The following is a 20,143-nucleotide window of genomic DNA, read 5'->3' on the forward strand; positions in this document are numbered from 1 at the left end:
GGGCAGGCTCCCATCCTCGGCTCTCGGGATGTTGCGGTTGGCCGGGCGGACCCGCAGCGCGAGGAACCTCGATCGCATGCTCGCGGTCGGGTTGCCGGGCGACTTCTTGGTTCCGTGGCGCCAGACCACGAACTTGCCCGCGCCGCGTCCGGCGGCGATGGCCAGGGACTTCAAATCTGTTGGCTTGTCGGCATAGCGCGGTCCGGGCGGGCGGCCGTTGCCGATCCAGGCCGCGGTCGTCGGCACCGCCTCGGCGGGGTGCGCGGTCGCCGCGGGGCTGACGGCCAGCACGTAGGTCAGGCCGCGTTCGGTCAGCCCGAGCCGGAACTCGGTGGCATCGCCGTAGCCGGCGTCCGCCACCACCGGCCGAGACGGCAGGCCCCACGCGCCGGTGACCTCGTCGAGCATGTCCAGCGCGAGCCGCCACTTCTCCCGATGCCGCACCTCGTCAGGAATCGCGCTGCGCGCCCGCCGCGCCCTGATCTCGGTCGCCGTCTTGTCGTCGGCGGCTTTCTCGTCGTCCCACGACTCCGGCAGGAACAACCGCCAGTCGATCGCGGCCGAGGCCCAGTCGGTGACCGCGTGCACGCTCACCCCGACCTGACAGTTCCCCGTCTTGCCCAAAGCACCGCAATACATGCGTGCCACACCAGGAGAATCCTTGCCGTCCTTGGGAAACCCGGTGTCATCGATGACCAGCGCGTCCGGATCGACGAACTCGCCGGCCCACCCGGCCAGGCGGCGGCGCACCTCGACGTGATCCCACGTCGAGGTGGACACGAACTGCTGCAACTGCTGATGATCGACCCCGAGCCGAGCCGCCATCGGCTGCATCGACTTGCGCTTGCCGTCCAGCATCAACCCACGCAGATACAGCTCACCCTTCGCCCGCTGATCACGCCGCGCGAACCCACCGAACATCTGCGCGGCGAAGTCCTCGATCACCGGCCGAACCCGAGCCATCTCCTCCGGAGTCACCCGACAAGAAGATCACACACGACAGCCACCCGAACATCCCACCTAACAAAGCACTACTAGCGTCGGGCGTCGTGAAAACGATCCGTGCCTCCCTGCTGGCCGTCGCCCTCTTCACCACGGCCCTCACCACACCGGCGAACGCCGCCGTCTCGGACCACGACCTGGCGTTCCACTGGGCGCCGGTCCACCACCAGGACACCGACTCGTCCGGCCACGACGCCGACTACCTGTCCACAGTGGACTTCGACGGTGACTGGAACACGCTGAACAACTGGGAGAACCAGCCGCAGCTCGCGAAGCTGACCGGCGCCGCCTACTACTCCGTGGTCGAGACGTCCACTCACTGGTTCCTCGTCTACGGCTTCTTCCACCCGCGCGACTGGGACGACCGGCCGGACCCGTTCGGCACGAGGACCCACGAGAACGACCTGGAGGGCGCGCTGTTCGCGGTCCGCAAGGACGGCTCGCAGTTCGGCAAGCTCGAGGCCGCGGTCACGGTGGCGCACAGCGACTTCTACTCCTACGTGCCCGCCGGGTCGCCGTACCGGAACGGTTCGGAGACCATCGACGGCACGTTGCTGCTGGTCGGCGGCCGCCCCGCCACGTTCCAGGAGGCCAAGGGCCACGGCCTGTACCGCTGGAACGGCGGCGACTTCCCCGGCGGTGACGGCGTGGTCTACCAGCCCGCCGTCACCGGCGAGGTGCCGTCGGGTGGCAACGACCGCACCGTCGGTTACCGGCTCGTGAACACCCTGGAGACCGGCGGGATGTGGGCGCGCCGCGACAACGCGGAGACCTACTCGTCGTTCGGGACGTTCCGCGGCGACAACGGCAAGGACAACGCCGCCAACGCGCCGTGGGGCTGGGACGACCAGAACGACGGCGCGATCTACCGCGGCTACCTGGCCACCGACCCTGCCCTGGTGATCGACAGGTACTTCTCCGGCAAGGGCAGCTTCAGCCTGACCTACACGCGCAACGCCTTCCGCTAAACGCCGGTCACCCCATCGTGGGTAGGCCGACTTCGGCGACCGGTCACGCCCCAGTCCACACCGGATACTCCGGTGTGGACTGATCTGACGGTGCGACGGAGGAAGGCCGCCCGATGACGACTGCGGAAATGCTGTTGCGCCTCGGCACAGGTGTGGGTCTCGGCGCGGTGATCGGGATCGAGCGCCAGTACCGCGCCCGGATGGCCGGGCTGCGGACCAACGCGCTCGTCGCGGCCGGCGCGACCCTGTTCGTCCTGCTGTCCGCGCACGGCTTCACCGGTGACAACGCCGATCCCACCAGGGTCGCCGCCCAGATCGTGTCCGGCATCGGTTTCCTCGGCGGCGGGGTCATCCTCCGCGAAGGCCTCACGGTGCGCGGGCTGAACACCGCGGCCACGCTCTGGTGCTCCGCCGCCGTCGGGGCGCTGGCCGGCGCCGGTCTGCACCTCGAGGCCGTCGCGGGCACCGTGGTCGTCGTCGCCGTGCACCTGGTGCTCCGCCCGTTGGGACGCGTCCTGGACCGGCGCCCGGAGACCGGCGGCGACACACCCGCCACCTACACGTTCCTCGCCGTCGCCAAGGACGACGCCGAGGCGCACGTGCGCACGCTGCTCGTCCAGGAGATGTCGCGCACCGGCTTCGCCCTGCAGTCGGTCGAGAGCACCAACGCCGACCGCGGCGACCTGGTCGAGGTCCGGGCGGTGCTGACCGCCGACCAGCGCGACGACAAGCAGATGGAGTCGGCGGTGAGCCGCCTGTCGCTGGAGCCGTCGGTCACCAGCGTGCGCTGGCGCGTCCACGTCCCCAGCGAGCACCAGGACGAAGAGGACAGCTGATCGGTCCCGGTGCCTGCCGGTGACGGTCATCCCTTCGCGCATCCCCTGTCCGGGGTGCGCTTCCCCCGTCAGGTGGCCGCCGACATCGGCGCAGACGCACCGGATGTCGCTCGTTCGGCTACCTCGCGTCCGGCAGGTTTTTTGGGCCCGACCGCGGTTACTCCAAATGGCGCAACGAGGGCGTTCCGCTGGAGGGAGGTGCTGAGGTCCGGAACGCCGGCGCGACGGTAGGCGGCAAGTCCTGTTCCCCCGGCTCGAACGTCAACCCTGCGGCCCGGATGCCGGAGTGCTCCGGGACGTGGAGGGACGAGACGGCCGGGCATCCACCACGACGATCCGCCTCGCGTGAACGTGCTCCACGTTCGAGAAGTTGTCGTCAAGGAAGGAAGAACATGCGCAAGAACGTCAAATCCGGCCTCCTGGCCGCAGCCGTGGCCACTGGCCTCGTGCTGGCGGGCGGACCGACCGCCAGCGCGAACACCAGCGCGTTCCACCCGTTGGGGGTCGGCGGCGCAGAACATCAGACGGCCTGGGAGTGGTTCGATCATCAGGTCTCGGCCTCTGCCGCGGCCGGGCACGGCGGGCATTCCAGCGAGGGTGGCGACGCCGAAAGCACCGACATCGCCGCGACCGGCGAATCGGGCGACTCCGATGAGTCCGGCGACACCGGCCACAACTCCGCGACCGTGCTGTGCGTCCACTCCGCCTGCCAGACCGGCACGGATTCCGGCGACTCGGGCGCCACGTCCACGGGCAACACCGGCAACGCGACCAACGACAGCAACACCAACGGTGGCAACACCGGCCACGGCGGCAATGGCGGCGACGCCGCGGCCACGGTGGAGAACGCGGTCACGACCATCTGGGACGAGGACGACGAGGACGACGAGGACGACGACAAGGGCAACGTCCCCGCCCACGGCAACCACGGCAACCACTGGACCCATGGCAACCACTGGGGCCACGGCAACCACGGCAACCACTGGGGCCACGGCAACGACACCGAGGCCACGGCCTCTGCCACGGCCGGGCACGGCGGGCATTCCGGCAATGGGGGCGACGCCGAAAGCACCAACATCGCCGCCACCGGCGACAGCGGCGACTCGGGCGATTCCGGCAACACCGGCCACAACTCCGCACTGGTGATGTGCGTGCACTCCACGTGCCTCACCGGCACCGACTCCGGCGACTCCGGCGACACGTCCACGGGCAACACCGGCCACGCCACCAACAACAGCAACACCAACGGCGGCAACACGGGCAACGGCGGCAACGGCGGCGACGCCGACGCGGCAGCAGGAAACTCCACCGCAGCCGAATGGGATGACGACGAGAACGCCGCGCACGGTGACACCGATGCCACGGCTACCGCCACCGCCGGGAACGGCGCATCTTCCGGTGCGGGCGGCGACGCCAGCAGCACCAACATCGCCGTGACCGGCGACAGCGGTGACTCGGGCGACTCCGGTGACACCGGCCACAACTCCGCGACCGTGATGTGCGTGCACTCCACGTGCCTCACCGGCACCGACTCCGGCGACTCCGGCGACACGTCCACGGGCGACACCGGCAACGCGACCAACAACAGCAACACCAACGGCGGCGACACGGGCAACGGCGGCAACGGCGGCGACGCCGACGCGGTGGCCACGAACCTGACCCAGGGGGAGGACGACTGATCGCTGCCCTGTGAGGCGATCATCCGCGGAACGGGTGGGACCGGTTTGCCGGTTCCACCCGCTTTCCGCGTGCGGGAAGGGTTTCAGGCAGCTCGCGGGTAGAGGTTCGCCATTCCCGGTGGCGCGGCGAAGGGCGCCCACGTGCCCTCCGCCTGTGCCAGCCGGTCCGCGACCACCCAGAGGACGCTCGAATTGAAGCCGTATCCCAGGTGTGAGGACGACACCTGGACGTTCTCCTTGTGCGGCCCCGGTTCCTCGACGCACGACTCCCACGAGACGATGCCGTCCGTCTTGGAGTAGATCGACGTGGCGGGCACCGGGATCGGCGGCCGCGTGGACTCCAGCGGCGGGAACTCGTCCTTCGGGATGTGCAGGCGGGAGAACAACGCGAAAGCGGGCATCGCCCGTGACTGCACGGGATCGCTCATGTTGTACGGCGATCCGAGCGTGATCACCTGGCGGACCCGGTGCGGGTGGTCGCGTCCCATCTCGCGCGCGAAGATCCCGCCGAGCGACCAGCCCACGATGGACACCGGGCCGCCGTAGGCGTCGGAGACCTTCTTCACCAAGGCGTGCATGCCGTCCACGGCCTTGCGCGTGGGTCCGATGTTGCGGCCCAGGCCCCACGGGTTCACCTGGTAGCCCAGGCCCGACAGGAACCGGCGCAGCATCACCGTGGACGAGTCGGCGGCGCCCAGGCCCGGGAAGACGAGCACCGGGTGGCCGTCACCGGACGGCGCGCCGCGCAACATCGACCGGGTGGCCACGAACTCGCTGACGTCGAGCGCGCAGCGGGTGGGCTCGGTGAGGTACCAGAACAGACCGGGCGCGGAGCCTCTGACGAGGTGGAGGGGCGGAGCGGCAGGCACTTCGAAGACTTCGTCCGAAGGTACGGCAGACATAGGAGCCTCCCCACACGTCGACAACCCCGAGCCGGCGCCCCGGGCAGCGTTGCCCGGTGAGTCCATGATGTTTCGTGAACGATCTTTTTGCCAGTACTTTCGAGTCTCGATTCGCCACCCGCAGGTAACACGTTGGCAACTTCACAGCTGTGCAGTGCCTCTCACCTGCATGGACGTCGATTGAGACGCTCGAGTCCTCTACTGTTTTTCGAGTGGATCGCATGAGCTCTCTGGACGCCAGCTTCTACTTCATCGAGGACGAGAACGTGCCCATGCACGTCGGTTCCGTCCTCGTTTTCGACGGGCCGGCCCCGTCCTACGGAGATGTGATCCGCCTTTTCCTGGCACGCATGGACCAGGTTCCGCGCTATCGGCAGAAGGTGAAGGCGCTGCCGTTCCACGTCGGGCGTCCGGTCTGGGTCGACGACGACCACTTCAACATCCTCTACCACGTGCGCCACACCGCGGTGCCGTCGCCGGGCGGGGAGGACCAGCTGCGCAACCTCGCCGGCCGGATCTTCGCGCAGAAGCTCGACGGCTCCAAGCCGATGTGGGAGGCCTGGCTGGTCGAGGGCCTCGAAGGCGGTCGCTGGGCGATCATCTCCAAGGTCCACCACTGCATGATCGACGGAGTGTCCGGTTCGGACATGCTGCAGCTCATCCTGGACTTCAGGCAGGAGACCGTGCTGCCGGAACCGAAGGAGTGGAAGCCGCAGCCGCAGCCCTCCACGCTCGACCTGGTGGTCGACGGCGTGCGCGACGCCGTAGTGACGCCGGTGCAGCACCTGTCCGCGTTGCCCGCCGTCGCGCGGAACGTGCGCTCCTTCAGCGAGATCGTGGACTTCGGCAAGTCCGTTCTCGGTTCTCTTCCCGGTACGGCAAGGCGTTTGACCACGCGTGCGGCGACGTCCCTGAACGGTCCTATCGGGCCACACCGCCGCTGGGTGTGGGCGCGCGCGAACCTGGCTGAGATCAAGCAGATCCGCGTCGCGGCGGGGGGCACCGTCAACGACGTCATCCTGACGGCGATCACGCGCGGTTTCCGGGACCTGCTGGAGAAGCGCGGCGAACTGACCGAGGGCATGGTCGTGCGGACCATGGTGCCGGTGTCGATGCGCAAGGCCGATCAGCACAACGAGCTGAACAACCGCGTCAGCGCCGTGCTCGTGAACCTGCCCGTGGGCGAGGCCGACCCGGTGAAGCGCCTCGCGTCGATCCGCACGCAGATGGACGACCTGAAGAGCTCGCGCCAGGCCGCCGGTGCCGACGTCCTCACGAACCTGTCGAACTTCGCCGCGCCGACGCTGATGGCGCTGGGCTCGCGGACCGCGATGCGGTTCCCGCAGCAGATCCTGCAGACCGTCACCACCAACGTGCCCGGCCCGCGCATCCCGCTCTACATGCTCGGCCGCCCGCTGGTCGAGATGTTCCCGTACGTGCCGATCGCCTCGACGATCCGGATCACCGTGGGCATCTTCTCCTACCTCGACAGGTTCACCTTCGGCATCAACGCCGACTTCGACGGCGTGCCGGACGTCCAGCTGCTCGCGGACGGCATCCGCGCGGGCTTCGACGAGATGGTGGCGCTGGCCGCCGAGGCGGCGGAGAGGACCGAGGCGGCTCAGAGGGTCGTGGAGGCCGCGCCCGCCCCCGAGGCCGCCGTGAAGCCTGCTGCTAAGCCTGCTGCCAAGCCGGCGGCGAAGAAGCCCGCTCCCAAGCCCCGAGCCGTGCGCGCGACCTCCAAGGCCGCGACGACCGGCGTGAAGCCGGAGACGACGGCCTGAGACACGATCTGACGGTCCGGGCAGGTGCGCACGACCTGAGCCTGACCGTGGTGGGACTCGACGCACGGCTGGGTGCCCTGGGACTGGCTCTCGGCCAGCTCGACGACGTCCGGGTGGAGCTGGAGGACGTGCGGTGGTCGCGCTGGCGTGCTCGCCAGGCGACCGTCGTCTGCCACGACGTGCACGTGAACCCGCCCGCGGTCCTGGTGGCCTCGCCGGTCGAGTTCCGCGTCGAAGTGGACTTCGCGGACATCCCCGAGTTGCGACCGTTCAGCTGGTTGCCGCTGACAGTCCGGCTGGTCGGCTCGGAACTGCACGTGCGGCCGCACAAGTGGCTGCCCGCGCGGGTGTTCGCGGTGCCCGAACTGCCGCGCGGCATCGAGCTGACGGGCGTCGAGCAGTGCGACGACCACTTCGTGCTGACCGGAGCCGCCCCCGTGCTGCGGGAGCGGCTCACCCTGGGTCAGCTCGCGGACGTGCTCAGGCGGTTGGCGTCCATCCAGTCCAGGACCCGCTCCGACACGACCTCGGGGATCTCCATCTGGGGCACGTGACCGACGTTGGCGTACTCGTCGTAGCGCCAGTGCGGGAACCGGCGCGCCGCGTACCGGGCGGCGGCGACGTTGACCAGCCGGTCGCGGTCGCCGCTCATCAGGAACACCGGCACCCGCACCTCGGCCATCGCCGCGTAGTAGGCGCCGCGCTTGGACGTCGTGGAGACGACGCTGCGCGCGGCCGCGAGGAACGCCTTGTCCAGGCCCTCGACCTTGGCGCGCTCGCCGATCAGGTGCTCGCTGGCCAGCTTGAGCTCCTCGGGGATGCCCGACGGGTCCGCGCAGACCATCTTCAACAGGCGGTCGACCTGGCGGCGGGCGGGGACCGCCCTCGACCTGGCCAGGTACCGCTCCCCCAGGCCCGGCACCGAGTACAGGAAGAACGTGCTGAGCATCGCCGGGTCCGGCCGGGTCCCGAACACCATCGGCAGCGCCGGGTCGACGAGCACCAGGCCCGTGACCGGCTCGGGGCCGTGGGCAACCTGGAAGAGCGAGATCAGCCCGCCCATCGAGTTGCCGACGAGGACCGCCGGTTCCTCCACGACCTCGCGCAGGAACCGGCCCAGCAGCCTCGTGTTGGCCTGGACCGTGGTCTGCCGCCCCTCGGGGTTGGTCAGGCCGTGCCCGGCGAGGTCGACGGCCGTGACGCGGGCCTTGCGCGCGAGCAGCGGTGCCAGCAGCACCCAGTTGAGGTGCGAGCCGCCGAGCCCGTGCACGAGCACGATGCGCGGCCCGTCCGCCGGTCCGCCGAAGTCGACCCAGTGCACGGGCCCGTCGAGGTCAGCGTGGTGACTGATGCCGCCGAAGTTCGCCACAGTCGTCATACCAACCAGTATGTCGCTTGGACCGACCGGCCGGTAGTGACCATTCAGCGCCAGGGTTCGGCGGGCTTGCAGAAGTCCGGGACCTGCAGCCGGTCGAAGGAACCGGAGATGATGTTGCCCTCCCGGTCGACGTAGCACGAGCTCAGGTCCACCCGCGTGTCGCCGAGCAGCTTGCCCTCGGCGTCGTAGGCCCTGAGCGACTCGCTGCCGTCACGTTCCTTCGGGAAGTCCCAGTCGGTCGGCTGCAGGATCCGCGCCACGAAGGTGCCGTCGGCGATCTCGGCCTCGACGGTCCTGCCGAAGTAGGTCCAGGTCATCCGCTTGACCTGCGAGTCCACCCGCCCGGCCACCGTCTGGCTGCCCGGCCGTCCGGCACGGTCGCCGCTCATCTGGTGCTGGTGGTCGATCGAGAAGTGCCCGTTGAGCCAGCGCGTGTCGAACGCCCTGCGGCCCGGCAGGTGCGCGTTGGAGTAGTAGCTCCCCGGTGTGCTCAGGTCGCACGCCAGCGCGTCGGTCGGGGTGTAGAGCAGGGCGAACGTGCCCGCGTCATCCTGGTGGTAGCGGTGCAGCACCGGCCGGGCCGGGGTCCGCGCGGCCTTCCAGCAGCCCTCCTCGATGTCCTCGACCTGGTCTTTGCCCAGTCCGGAGATCGAGGGTTGGGAGGACCAGTAACCGCTGGTCGGCTGATCGGGCAGCACGAGCACAACGGCGGTGACGACCGCGGCGAGCGCCGTGGCCGTGCTGGTGAGGCGCATCCCACGCCGGCGCCGGAGCACCGACCGTTCGAGCCGGGATCGGATCTGGATTTGACGGCCGGGCGGCAGGTCGCGCGCCGGCGGGAGCGTGGTGGTCATCGGTCCTTCCCGGTGTGCACGAGCACTGGCTGCTGGAGCTTCGCCTTCGCCTTGCTGACCCGCGCCCGCACGCTCACCGCGGCGATGCCGAGCACGGCGGCGGCGTCCTCGTAGGACACCTCGGCCCACACGCAGAGAGCGAGCGCCTCACGTTCGTTGCGCGGCAGTTTCTCCACGGCTGCGAGCAGCTCTTTCATCCGTTGCTGGTCATCAAGCCGTTCGGCGACCATGTCCGCGTGGTCGGGCACCGCGCGTTCTTCCCCGACCCTGCGCAGGTTCCTGACGCGCCTGGTCAGCGACCGCTGCTCGTTGCGCACGACGTTGGTCGCGACCGTGAGCAGCCACGGCAGCGCGGACTCCCGTTCGAGCCTCATCACCTGGCTCTTCTTGCGCCAGGCCAGCAGGAACGTCGCCTGCAGGTGGTCCTCGGCCTCAGCCCAGGACGCGGTCAACCGGAAGCAGTGGTTGTAGACCGCCTTCGCGTGCCGGTCGAACAGCACCCCGAAGGCGTGCGCACTGCCTCCAGCCGCCTGCGACCACAGCGCGCGGTCGTCAGGGTCTTCGGTTGTCATGCCTGTTCGTGTCCGCTCGCCCCAGAAGTGTTGGCACCAGTTTCACGCGCCCATCACTAACGTCGCGGAGCGTGGCACATCTGGGGGTGGCCGACCTCGCGAACATCGCGCAGGCGGCGTACGGCCGTGAACTGCGCGACGTGGTCCGCCTGCACGGCGGCACCAAGAAGGGCGTCTACCGCCTGACGCTCGACGACGGCACGACGGGCGTCGCGTACGTGTGGCGCACGAGCGAGGACTACTGGCCGGTGCACGAGCAGGACCCGTTGTTCGGCAACGCGAGCGGGCGCGACCTGTTCCTCACCGCGCACACCGCCCTGTCCGAGGCCGGGGCCTGCGTGCCGAGGCTGGTGCTGGTCGACAGCGACGTCGTCGTGGTCGAGGACCTCGGGGGCGAGTTCCTCGAAAAGCTCCTCGACCACGACACCGAGGCACTGGAACGACTCTGGGACGACCTTAGCGCCGTGCACCAGCGCACCAGCCCGCGCTACGGCCGCCCGAGCGCACTACAACCCGCGGACGCGCCACCGGCACCGGACGTGGTGCTGCACCGGGCCCTCGGCCACCTCGACGCGTGCTGCGAGCGCGTGCCGCGCATCGCCGCCGAGCGCGACCGCCTGGAAACCCAGCTGCGCCAACGACACGCGGCGATCGAACAGCGCACGACGTACGGGCTGATCCACGGCGAGCTGGGCCCCGACCACGTGCTCGTGGCGGACGGACGCCCGGTGCTGATCGACATCGAGGGCGCGATGTTCTTCGACGTCGAGTGGGAGCACGTGTTCCTCGAGCTGCGCTTCGGCCCGCACTACCGGCCGGTACCCGGCCTCGACCCCGCGCGGATGTCGTTCTACCGGCTCGCGCAGCACCTGTCCCTTGTGGAGGGTCCGCTCCGGTTGCTGGACGGCGACTTCCCGCACCGGGACGCGATGCGGGAGATCGCCGAGCACAACATCGGCCGCGTGCTGGACTGCTAGGGCCGAAAGCGCGGTCGTCCCCAGGCGCTACCCGTGTGACGGGTGCCCGTAGAGCCCCACGCCGGCGAACTCCAGCGTCGTGAGGAACGTGGTCGAGGCCAGGTAGGAGGCCTCGACCAGTTCCGCGGTGTGCGAGAAGTCCAGCGGCGTCACGGCCTGCACGGGCGGGCCTGGCAGGTAGAGCACCGGTGCGCTCTGCGAGGCGAGCTCCACCTCCAGCACGGCCTGGTTGCGCATGCCCAGGGTCGCCCAGAACAGCAACGTCTCGGCGAGCGTCTCCGGCACGGTCGGCAGGTGGCCCGGGAACGCGCAGTCCAGCACCACCAACGACTTCGCGCCCATCGCGAGGGCCTGCCGGATCGGCACGTTCGCCAGCACACCGCCGTCGTAGAGCACCTGGTCGCCGATGCGCACCGGCGGGTAGACGCCCGGAATCGCCGCGCTGGCGAGGATCGCGGGGACCAGCTCGCCCTCGGTGATGTTCACGGCCTCACCGGTCACGCCGTTCACCGACACCGCGCCGAACGGCAGCGTCAGTTCCTCGAAGGACGAACAGCCGCCGAGCCCCTCGGCCAGCACGTGCGCGAGCCCGGTGTTCGGGAAGAGGTAGGTCTTGTTGGTGCGCAACGACCTGAGCTGCGCGATCGGCCCGCCCGGGAAGACGCGCTGCCGCGTCATGCCCTGCCACAGCACGGCAAGCCGCTCGGCCGCCCTGTCCGGGTCCAGCGCGAGCAACGAGCCGTTGACCGACCCGACCGAGGTGCCGACGACGAGGTCCGGCCGCACCCCGTGCTCACGCAGGGCGCGCAGCATGCCGACCTGCGCGGCGCCGAGGCTTCCCCCGCCGCCGAGCACGAAGCCGACTGGTCCTGGCAGTTCGATCGTCACGTCCGGTGATCCTAAAGCGAGACAACGGAAAGGGCTGATTTCAATTTACACTGAAGGAACTGAGTGAATCAGAATCGGAATCGCCGTCTCTTGGTGCGTGCGCGACCCGTGGAACCCCTTCATGCCCGTCCACATGGGCTCCGCCTGACTGCGCACGACCACCGCGGAGCCCTTCATCGCCACCACGACGTCTCCGATGCGGTCCGCCGCCAGCGGACTGATCGGGCCGAACCACCCGGCGTCCACCGCGTCCTCGCGCGTCAGCACGTCGGCGCGGTCGCCGAGGTACTCGCGCCACACGTCCAGGACCTCGTCGGTCTCGGTGTGCAGGTACCGCACCCGGGGTTCTCCGGCGATCACCCGGACTCCCTGCCACAGCAGGGGTTCGGTGTCGAAGTCGATCCGCTCTCCCGCGGTGACCATGCCGTGGTCCGCTGTGACGGCGAGGACCGAGTCCGGCGGCATGCGCGCGGCGATCCGCGACACCAGCGCGTCGATGAACTCCAGCTGCAGCAACCACTCCTCGGAACCCGGCCCGTAGATGTGCCCGATCGTGTCGAGGTCCGCGTGGTAGGCGTAGCAGAACGAACGGTCCTCCCGCACGGCCGCGAGAGCACCGAGGGCGAGGTCGCCGAACCCCGCCGCGCCGCGGAACCACGAGCCGCGCAGCACCGCCCTGGTGAGGCCGCTGCCGCGGTGGAACAGCGGGGCGACCACGCTGACCGCGACACCGGCCGCCGCCGCGCGTTCGAACAGCGTCGGGTGCGGCTGCACGACCTCGGGCACCAGCGCCTTGCGCAGGTCGTGGTGGCGGTCGTCGGCGCGCGACCAGGTCAGCGAGTTGAGCACCTCGTCGCCGACCACGAACGTGTAGCCGACGATGCCGTGCTCACCCGAGAGCAGCCCGGTGCCGATCGAGGCGAGGCTGGTCGCGGTCGACGACGGGAAGCCCGCGGCGGTCTCCAGGCCGGCCATCGACGACAGGAACGGGGCGTGCTCCGCGTGCGAACGCAGCAGTTCGTGGCCCAGACCGTCGACGAGCAGCAGTACGACACGCCGGGCCGCGGGCAGGCCTAGCGTGTTGTCGGCACCCGGCACGTCCAGGCCCGACAGCAGTGATGGGACGACCTCGGCGATGGTCATGAAGGACACCGTGCCACGTCGGATCGGGCAACGGGCAGAATGGCGCGCTGTGACAACGCTCATCCACCAGAAGATCGCTGACGAGCTCGGAGTGGCCGCAGGCCAGGTCGGCTCTGCTGTCGAACTGCTCGACGGTGGCGCGACCGTCCCGTTCGTCGCCCGCTACCGCAAGGAGGCGACCGGCGGTCTCGACGACACCCAGCTGCGCACGCTCGAGGAACGCCTCGGCTACCTGCGCGAGCTGGAAGAGCGCCGGGCTGCCGTCCTCAACTCCATCCGAGAGCAGGGCAAGCTCACCGACACCCTCGAAGCGCAGGTCCTCGCCGCCGAGTCCAAGGCGCGGCTCGAGGACCTCTACCTGCCCTACAAGCAGAAGCGCCGCACGAAGGCCCAGATCGCGAGGGAGGCCGGTCTCGAACCGCTGGCCGACGCACTTCTGGGTGATCCCGGGCTGAACCCGCAGGAGGAGGCCGCGAAGTTCGTCGACCCGGCGAAGGAGGTCGCGGACGCCGCGGCCGCCCTGCAGGGCGCGCGGGCGATCCTGGTCGAGCGGTTCGGCGAGGACAGCGACCTGATCGGCGACCTGCGCGAGCAGATGTGGACGCGCGGCCGGGTGGTCTCCAAGGTCCGCGAGGGCAAGGAGACCGAGGGCGCGAAGTTCTCCGACTACTTCGAGTTCGACGAGCCCTTCTCGAAGCTGCCGTCGCACCGCATCCTGGCGCTGTTCCGCGGTGAGAAGGAGGAGGTCCTCGACCTCGTCCTGGAGCCGGAGGAGCCGCGTGAGGAGGGTCCCTCGACCTTCGAGGTGCGCATCGCCTCCCGCTTCGGCATCGACGACCGGGGCCGTCCCGGCGACAAGTGGCTCACCGACACCGTCCGCTGGGCGTGGCGGACCCGGATCCTCGTGCACCTGGGCATCGACCTCCGCGGCCGGCTGCGCTCGTTCGCCGAGGACGAGGCCGTGAGGGTGTTCGCCTCGAACCTGCGCGACCTGCTGCTGGCCGCCCCGGCCGGCACGCGCGCCACGATGGGCCTCGACCCCGGCTACCGCACGGGCGTGAAGGTCGCGGTCGTCGACGCCACCGGCAAGGTCGTCGCGCACGGCGTCATCCAGCCGCACGTGCCCGCGAACCGCTGGGACGAGTCGATCGCGAAGCTCGCGATGTGGGCCAAGCAGCACAACGTCGACCTGATCGCCATCGGCAACGGCACGGCCTCGCGCGAGACCGACAAGCTGGCCGCCGACCTGATCAAGCGCCACCCCGAGCTGAACCTGACCAAGATCGTGGTGTCCGAGGCGGGTGCCTCGGTGTACTCGGCCTCGGCCTACGCGTCCTCGGAGCTGCCCGAACTGGACGTGTCGATCCGCGGCGCCGTCTCGATCGCCCGCCGCCTGCAGGACCCGCTGGCCGAGCTCGTGAAGATCGACCCGAAGTCGATCGGTGTCGGCCAGTACCAGCACGACCTCGCGGAGTCGAAGCTCTCGCGGTCGCTGGACGCGGTGGTCGAGGACTGCGTGAACGCGGTCGGCGTCGACCTGAACACCGCCTCGGTGCCGCTGCTGAGCCGCGTCTCCGGCATCACCGCCGGTCTCGCGGAGAACATCGTGCTGCACCGCGACGCCAACGGCCCGTTCAAGTCGCGCAAGGCGTTGAAGGACGTGGCGCGGCTCGGCCCGAAGGCGTTCGAGCAGTGCGCGGGCTTCCTCAAGATCCGCGGCGGCGACGAGCCCCTGGACGCCTCCTCCGTGCACCCCGAGGCGTACCCGGTCGTGCGGAGGATGCAGATCGAGGCGGGCGCCGAGCTGATGGGCAACACGGCCGTGCTGACGAAGCTGCGGCCGGAGAAGTTCGTGGACGAGCAGTTCGGTCTGCCGACCGTTACGGACATCCTCCGCGAACTGGAGAAGCCCGGCCGCGACCCGCGCCCGGCGTTCAAGACGGCGACCTTCGCGGACGGCGTCGAGAAGATCGCCGACCTCAAGCCCGGCATGGTGCTGGAGGGCGTCGTGACGAACGTGGCCGCGTTCGGCGCGTTCGTGGACATCGGCGTGCACCAGGACGGCCTCGTGCACATCTCCGCCCTGTCCAACACCTACGTGAAGGACCCGCGCGACGTCGTGAAGTCCGGTGACGTGGTGCGGGTGAAGGTGCTGGAGGTCGACGAGGCGCGCAAGCGCATCGGCCTGACGCTGCGCCTGACCGACGAGCCGGGCAAGGCCGCTCCGAAGCAGCAGGGCGGCGGCGGTGGCCGTGACCGAGGCGGTCGTCCGCAGCAGCGCGGCGGGCAGCCCCAGCGCGGCGGCCAGCAGCGCAGCGCGCCTCCGGCCGCGAGCGGCTCGATGGCGGACGCGCTCCGCAAGGCCGGCTTCGGCAAGTAGCGAAACTGATGAGGGGAGCTTTCATAAACCTGAGGTTTATGAAAGCTCCCCTCATCAACTACTTGGCGCGGGTGCCCTTGATCTTCACGAGCTCGGACTCGAACAGTTCCTCGACGGTCGTGAGACCGCCGGGCGCCTTCGAGTCGACCTTGGTGATGTACGACTGCGTCGCGGACGGCCGCCCGACGAGCGAGTAGTGCAGAGCGCTGGTCAGGCCCTGGGTGTCCAGGCCGTTGGTGTTGTGGAACGCCTTCAGCACGCCGTCCCGCGTGAGGTCGCCGTCCTGGCAGGCCTTCTCCACGACGGACAGGAACACCTTCGCGACGGTGTAGCCGTGGTCGACGTAGATCGCGGGCTTGTCGTCCGGGTAGTACTTGTTGAACGCCGCCGCGACCTCGCGCGGGCCGGGCTGGGTGCCGGTGAACGGTGCCACCGACGTCACCACGGACAGCTGCTTCTCGACGGCCGGGCCGACCGGCGAGTCGAGGATCGCGGTGTCGAAGCCGACCACGTTGACCATGAACGGCACCTCCCACTTCAGCGCCGCGGCCACGCCGACGGCGGCGGCGGTCTGAGCGGGGGTGGTGCTGAGCACGACGGCCTTGGCGCCCGCTGCCTTGAGCGCGCCGATCTGCTGCGCGAGGTCGGCCGTGGTCTCACCGATCGGCTGCTCGGCGATCCTCATGTTCCACTGCGTCCCGACGAACCGGCTGCCCTCCACGGCGTTGTCGCCGTAGCTGCCCTGGACGTAGACGTGGCCGACGGTGTCGCCGTCCTTGATCACGCCCTTGCGCTTGTAGTGGTCGAGCCCGTTGATGACGTCGAGGTCGTACGTGGTGCCGACGATCATCATGTGCGGGTTGCCGAGCAGGGACGCGGCCCACGAGGCGGGAGCGGTCAGGGTGCGGGTCTGCATGATGTCGGGCTCGATCGCGGCCGTCATCGGCGTGCCCGCGAGCTCCAGCAGGCCGAGGACCTGCGGTTCCAGCTCGAAGTAGGCGTCGAGTGCCTTCTGCACGTCGTACGCGTGGTCCTTCTGCTTCAGCTCGATCCGGCGGCCGCAGATGCCGCCGCGGTCGTTGACCTGCTTCAGGTACAGCTCGTAGCCCTTCATGCGGGTCAGCGCGGAGGCTTTGAACGGGCCTGTCATGTCCGTGAGGATGCCGAGCGAGATCGTGTCGTCGGTAACGCCCGGCCCGGTCTTGACCTGGGCCTTCTCGTCTGTCTTGGCACCGCAGCCGGCCACCAGGACGGCGAGCGCCAAGGCGGCGGTGGGCAGTACACGGCGGAGGGGCATGCAGGGTCCTTGTCCGGAGATCGAGCCATACTAAGCGGTAGCTCAGTATTGGGTGGGGCCCTAAATAATGGCCCCTTATGTGCTACGGAACACAGGCTCGTAAGGTTCATGTGACTACCGTTCGACTACGGAGTGTGCTAGCTCTTCGGTACCGAACGAAATGAGATACGCGTGATCGGTCACATCGCGGGTATCCGGTCAGGGTGAAAATCGTCGTCACCGGTGCGTCCGGCAACGTCGGCAGCGCGCTGCGCCGCCACCTGGACTTCGAGGACGCCGGTGTTGACGTGCGCACACTCTCGTCCCTGCGCGACGCGTTCCGGGGCGCCGACGTCGTGGTGCACCTCGCGTGGGCGATCAAGCCGACGAACCAGGAGACGAACGTCGACGGCACCGAGCACGTGCTCGCTGCGTGCGTCAAAGAGGACGTCGGTCATCTGGTCCTCGCCTCTTCGGTCGCGGCCTACGGCCCGGCGCAGCGCTGGACGAGGGTCGACGAGTCGTGGGAGCTGACCGGCATCGCGGGCAACACCTACAGCGCGCACAAGGTCCGGCTGGAGCAGATGGTCCAGCGCTATCCGTTGCCGTGCACGGTGATCCGGCCGTGCGGCATCGGGCAGGCGTCCGCCGCCGAGAAGATCCGCCGCTGGCTGCTCAGCCCGTTGCTGCCGCCGGGGCTGCTGCCGTTCCTGCCGGTCCCGCTGTGGAACGACCTGCGCCTGCAGCTCGTGCACGCGGACGACGTGGCGCGCGCGATCGTCGAGATCATCCGCCGCAAAGCGCTGGGGGCCTTCAACCTCGCCGCCGAACCGGTGCTGACCGCGCCGATGATCGCCGAACGCGTGGGCGCGGTCCGGGTGCCGGTGCCGTACCCGGTGATCGAGAAGCTCGCGGGCGCCACGGCGCGGCTCGGGTTGCAGCCCCTGACCCCCGAGTGGGTCCGGATGGCCGATCAGGCGCCTCTCGTGCACACCACACGAGCACATGAAGATCTGGGATGGTGGCCCGAACACGACGCGCGTGATGTGCTGCGTGAGGTCATCGCTGCAATGGGAGGACGTGCGTGAACGAGGTTGACGCGGTCGTCATCGGCTCCGGCCCCAACGGGCTGGTCGCCGCGACCCTGCTGGCGGACGCGGGCTGGGACGTGCTCGTGCTGGAGCAGCGCGAGACTGCCGGCGGCGCCGTGACATCGGCCGAGATCACCGCTCCGGGCTTCACCAACGACGTCTACAGCGCGTTCTACCCCCTCGGTCTCGGCTCGCCCGTCATCGGTGCGTTGAACCTCGACGTGCAATGGCAGCACGCACCTGCCGTGCTCGCTCATGTGCTGCCGGACGACCGTGTCGCGCTCCTCTCCCGTGACGTCGACGTCACCGCGAAGTCCGTCGGTTCCTTCGCTCATTCGGACGCCGAGGCCTGGCAGTCCGAGTACGCCCGCTGGCAGCAGGTGCGCAACGCCGTGCTGGAGAGCCTGTTACGGCCATTCCCGCCCGTGCGCGGCGGTCTGTCGTTGCTCAGGACGCTCGGCGCCGGTGAAACGCTGCGGCTGACGCGACTGCTGACGCTGCCCGTGCGCCGCCTCGGTGAGGAGCTCTTCGCCGGTGAGGGCGCGCGGTTGTTGCTGGCGGGCAACACGATGCACTCGGACCTCGGCCCGGACCAGGCCGGTGGCGCGGGCTTCGGCTGGCTGCTCGCCATGCTCGCCCAGGACGTCGGCAACCCCGTGCCGCGTGGCGGAGCGGGTGAGCTGGCCGCGTCCCTCGTCCGCAGGTTCGGTGGACGCATCGAGACCGGTGCCCGTGTCACCGAAGTGCTGCACGCACGCGGTGTCGCCGTTGGCGTTCGTCTGGCAGATGGTTCCGTTGTGCGCGCACGCCGTGCCGTCCTGGCCGACGTGCCCGCGCCCCGGCTTTACCTCGACCTGATCGGCGGCGACGCGCTGCCGGCCAAGCTCGCGGAGGACCTGAAGAGGTTCCAGTGGGACGGCGACACGATCAAGGTCGACTGGGCGCTGTCGGGCCCGATCCCCTGGCGCAACACGGAAGCGGCGCAGGCGGGCACGGTCCACCTCGGCGGTGACGTCAACGGCCTGGCCGGCGTGGCCCACGAGCTGGCGTGCGGCAAGGTTCCGCGCAACCCGTTCATGATCCTGGGCCAGATGACGACGACCGACCCGACGCGCTCTCCCGCCGGCACCGAGGCCGCCTGGGCCTACACCCACGTGCCGCTGGGCGGGAACTGGACGCCGGACCGGCTGAAGCGCCGCGCCGACCGCCTGGAGCTGATGATCGAGGAGCGCGCGCCCGGCTTCCGCTCGCGCATCCTCGGGCGCTCGGTGCTCGGCCCCGACGACATCGGTTCGGTCAACGGTGGCACGGCGGCGATCCACCAACAGCTGGTCTTCCGGCCCGTGCCCGGTCTCGGCCGCGCGGACACCCCGTTCGACCGGCTCTACCTCACGGGTTCGTCGGCGTGGCCGGGCGGCGGCGTGCACGGTGCGGCGGGTGCGAACGCGGCACGGGCGGCGCTGGCGCGCTGGGGTGTGGCGGGCGGCCTGTACCGGGCTCTGATCCAGGGAGCCCTCAAGGCCATCTACTGACGGGCGTACCTGCGCGTGCGTGACGCCCGCAGGTATCCCATCACCAGCGCCTCCAGGTCGGGGCGCTCGGTCTGGAAACCCTCGGGCGCACCGCTGCCGCGCACCAGCGCCGTCGTCTGGCGGGACGTGTGCGAGGAGTCGACCACGACGCCGTCGGTCTCCAGGTCCAGTCCGGCGGGCCCGACGACGACCTGGTGATCGTCCAGGACCTCCTCGATCTCGCCCGCCACCTGCACACGGCCCTCGTCCAGCAGCAGCAGGTGGTCGCAGACGTCGCCGAGGTCGGTGAGCAGGTGCGACGACAGCAGCACCGTCGTGCCCCGTTCCGCGACGTCGGTCATGACGATCCGCAACGTCTCGTCGCGCGCCAGCGGGTCGAGGTCGGACAGCGGTTCGTCCAGCAGCAGCACCTTCGGCAGCCGGCCGAGCGTCAGCGCGATCGCGACCTGCGTGCGCGCGCCGGCGGACAACGTGCGCACCTTCGCGTCCTTGTCCACTCCCGCAAGGAGGTCCAGCACCTCGTCCGCGCGTCCGGCCGACCAGCGGTCGTTCATCGCCGCGCCCGCCCGCATCAGCTCGCGCACGGTGAACTGGTCGTAGAGCGGCCTTTTCTGGGTCAGCAGCGACACGTCGGGGTGCATCCGGCCGCGCACCGCCGTGCCGTGCACGGTGATCTCGCCGGTGGTGGGCTTCGCGAGCCCGGCGATCAACGACAGCAGCGTGCTCTTGCCCGCGCCGTTCGGCCCCACCAGCCCGGTCACGCTGCCCTCCGGCAGCGAGAACGAGCAGCCGTCGAGCGCTTTGGTGCGCCCGAAGTGCTTCGCGAGGTTCTCCGCCCGCACCGGACTGGTGTTCATCGTGCTCCCACGTCCACAGTGGAC

Annotated in this window: 18 protein-coding genes; 9 read left to right on the forward strand and 9 right to left on the reverse strand. The window is 69.8% G+C overall.

The genetic code is table 11. From position 1 onward, the window contains the following. A partial coding sequence (locus LX88_RS36065; protein ID WP_258952252.1) for an IS701 family transposase occupies positions 1 to 963 on the reverse strand: 963 nt, incomplete at its 3' end. Between the two features lie 86 nt (positions 964 to 1,049). Here LX88_RS36065 and LX88_RS36070 point away from each other — a divergent pair. From LX88_RS36070 to LX88_RS36080, 3 genes are all read left to right on the forward strand, one after another. After that, positions 1,050 to 1,970 (forward strand): hypothetical protein, encoded by a 921-nt coding sequence (locus tag LX88_RS36070; RefSeq protein ID WP_258952253.1) that lies wholly within the window; start codon positions 1,050 to 1,052, stop codon positions 1,968 to 1,970. A 113-nt stretch (positions 1,971 to 2,083) separates the two neighbouring features. After that, complete coding sequence (locus tag LX88_RS36075; RefSeq protein ID WP_258952254.1) at positions 2,084 to 2,806, forward strand: MgtC/SapB family protein; 723 nt, start codon at positions 2,084 to 2,086, stop codon at positions 2,804 to 2,806. Between the two features lie 392 nt (positions 2,807 to 3,198). Beyond that, entirely contained in the window at positions 3,199 to 4,485 is a 1,287-nt protein-coding gene (locus LX88_RS36080; RefSeq protein WP_258952255.1) for a hypothetical protein, read from the forward strand. Between the two features lie 83 nt (positions 4,486 to 4,568). On the opposite strand, the gene LX88_RS36085 is transcribed toward LX88_RS36080, so the two are convergent. After that, on the reverse strand, positions 4,569 to 5,387 hold the full coding sequence (locus LX88_RS36085) for an esterase/lipase family protein (protein WP_258952256.1): 819 nt from the start codon (positions 5,385 to 5,387) through the stop codon (positions 4,569 to 4,571). A gap of 221 nt (positions 5,388 to 5,608) precedes the next feature. Between LX88_RS36085 and LX88_RS36090 the strand changes: the two genes are divergently transcribed. Further along, entirely contained in the window at positions 5,609 to 7,171 is a 1,563-nt protein-coding gene (locus LX88_RS36090; RefSeq protein ID WP_258952257.1) for a WS/DGAT/MGAT family O-acyltransferase, read from the forward strand. 50 nt (positions 7,172 to 7,221) lie between these two features. Beyond that, positions 7,222 to 7,725 (forward strand): hypothetical protein, encoded by a 504-nt coding sequence (locus LX88_RS36095; protein ID WP_258952258.1) that lies wholly within the window; start codon positions 7,222 to 7,224, stop codon positions 7,723 to 7,725. Here the strand turns inward: LX88_RS36095 and LX88_RS36100 are convergent. From LX88_RS36100 to LX88_RS36110, 3 genes are read right to left on the reverse strand one after another with little or no spacing between them, the layout of a single operon-like run. Beyond that, positions 7,635 to 8,549, reverse strand: a complete 915-nt coding sequence (locus LX88_RS36100) for an alpha/beta fold hydrolase (protein WP_258952259.1) — start codon at positions 8,547 to 8,549, stop codon at positions 7,635 to 7,637. The two genes, LX88_RS36095 and LX88_RS36100, sit on opposite strands and share 91 nt — an antisense overlap. 44 nt (positions 8,550 to 8,593) lie before the next feature. Further along, entirely contained in the window at positions 8,594 to 9,403 is an 810-nt protein-coding gene (locus tag LX88_RS36105) for a hypothetical protein (RefSeq protein WP_258952260.1), read from the reverse strand. After that, positions 9,400 to 9,975: an RNA polymerase sigma factor gene (locus tag LX88_RS36110; protein WP_258952261.1), complete on the reverse strand. Its 576-nt coding sequence runs from the start codon at positions 9,973 to 9,975 to the stop codon at positions 9,400 to 9,402. The genes LX88_RS36105 and LX88_RS36110 overlap by 4 nt, the downstream gene beginning before the upstream one ends. Before the next feature lie 71 nt (positions 9,976 to 10,046). Here LX88_RS36110 and LX88_RS36115 point away from each other — a divergent pair, with 71 nt between their 5' ends. After that, complete coding sequence (locus tag LX88_RS36115; protein ID WP_258952262.1) at positions 10,047 to 10,952, forward strand: phosphotransferase; 906 nt, start codon at positions 10,047 to 10,049, stop codon at positions 10,950 to 10,952. Between the two features lie 27 nt (positions 10,953 to 10,979). Here LX88_RS36115 and LX88_RS36120 read toward each other — a convergent pair whose 3' ends face one another. Then, a complete protein-coding gene (locus LX88_RS36120; RefSeq protein ID WP_258952263.1) occupies positions 10,980 to 11,840 on the reverse strand; it encodes a patatin-like phospholipase family protein in 861 nt (286 codons plus the stop codon). Between the two features lie 45 nt (positions 11,841 to 11,885). Continuing rightward, complete coding sequence (locus tag LX88_RS36125) at positions 11,886 to 12,983, reverse strand: alkaline phosphatase family protein (protein ID WP_258952264.1); 1,098 nt, start codon at positions 12,981 to 12,983, stop codon at positions 11,886 to 11,888. Positions 12,984 to 13,032: 49 nt separating this feature from the next. Here LX88_RS36125 and LX88_RS36130 point away from each other — a divergent pair, with 49 nt between their 5' ends. Beyond that, positions 13,033 to 15,363, forward strand: a complete 2,331-nt coding sequence (locus LX88_RS36130) for a Tex family protein (RefSeq protein WP_258952265.1) — start codon at positions 13,033 to 13,035, stop codon at positions 15,361 to 15,363. 58 nt (positions 15,364 to 15,421) lie between these two features. Here LX88_RS36130 and LX88_RS36135 read toward each other — a convergent pair whose 3' ends face one another. Then, on the reverse strand, positions 15,422 to 16,660 hold the full coding sequence (locus LX88_RS36135) for an ABC transporter substrate-binding protein (protein WP_258952266.1): 1,239 nt from the start codon (positions 16,658 to 16,660) through the stop codon (positions 15,422 to 15,424). A gap of 203 nt (positions 16,661 to 16,863) precedes the next feature. On the opposite strand from LX88_RS36135, the gene LX88_RS36140 reads away from it, so the two are divergent. Together LX88_RS36140 and LX88_RS36145 are read left to right on the forward strand one after the other, a co-directional pair. Further along, a complete protein-coding gene (locus LX88_RS36140) occupies positions 16,864 to 17,727 on the forward strand; it encodes an NAD-dependent epimerase/dehydratase family protein (RefSeq protein ID WP_258952267.1) in 864 nt (287 codons plus the stop codon). Further along, positions 17,724 to 19,262, forward strand: a complete 1,539-nt coding sequence (locus LX88_RS36145; RefSeq protein ID WP_258952268.1) for a phytoene desaturase family protein — start codon at positions 17,724 to 17,726, stop codon at positions 19,260 to 19,262. The genes LX88_RS36140 and LX88_RS36145 overlap by 4 nt, the downstream gene beginning before the upstream one ends. Here LX88_RS36145 and LX88_RS36150 read toward each other — a convergent pair. After that, on the reverse strand, positions 19,256 to 20,119 hold the full coding sequence (locus LX88_RS36150; RefSeq protein ID WP_258952269.1) for an ABC transporter ATP-binding protein: 864 nt from the start codon (positions 20,117 to 20,119) through the stop codon (positions 19,256 to 19,258). The two genes, LX88_RS36145 and LX88_RS36150, sit on opposite strands and share 7 nt — an antisense overlap. Positions 20,120 to 20,143 lie beyond the last annotated feature (24 nt).

The organism is Lentzea californiensis (assembly GCF_024648825.1).
In the GTDB taxonomy this organism is placed as follows: Bacteria; Actinomycetota; Actinomycetes; order Mycobacteriales; family Pseudonocardiaceae; genus Lentzea; species Lentzea californiensis.

Coding starts and splice junctions, on each gene's coding strand:
- LX88_RS36075 (WP_258952254.1), top strand. CDS start 2,084: ATGACGACTGCGGAAATGCTGTTGCGCCTCGGCACAGGTGTGGGTCTC.
- LX88_RS36080 (WP_258952255.1), top strand. CDS start 3,199: ATGCGCAAGAACGTCAAATCCGGCCTCCTGGCCGCAGCCGTGGCCACT.
- LX88_RS36085 (WP_258952256.1), bottom strand. CDS start 5,387: ATGTCTGCCGTACCTTCGGACGAAGTCTTCGAAGTGCCTGCCGCTCCG.
- LX88_RS36090 (WP_258952257.1), top strand. CDS start 5,609: ATGAGCTCTCTGGACGCCAGCTTCTACTTCATCGAGGACGAGAACGTG.
- LX88_RS36100 (WP_258952259.1), bottom strand. CDS start 8,549: ATGACGACTGTGGCGAACTTCGGCGGCATCAGTCACCACGCTGACCTC.
- LX88_RS36105 (WP_258952260.1), bottom strand. CDS start 9,403: ATGACCACCACGCTCCCGCCGGCGCGCGACCTGCCGCCCGGCCGTCAA.
- LX88_RS36110 (WP_258952261.1), bottom strand. CDS start 9,975: ATGACAACCGAAGACCCTGACGACCGCGCGCTGTGGTCGCAGGCGGCT.
- LX88_RS36125 (WP_258952264.1), bottom strand. CDS start 12,983: ATGACCATCGCCGAGGTCGTCCCATCACTGCTGTCGGGCCTGGACGTG.
- LX88_RS36135 (WP_258952266.1), bottom strand. CDS start 16,660: ATGCCCCTCCGCCGTGTACTGCCCACCGCCGCCTTGGCGCTCGCCGTC.
- LX88_RS36150 (WP_258952269.1), bottom strand. CDS start 20,119: ATGAACACCAGTCCGGTGCGGGCGGAGAACCTCGCGAAGCACTTCGGG.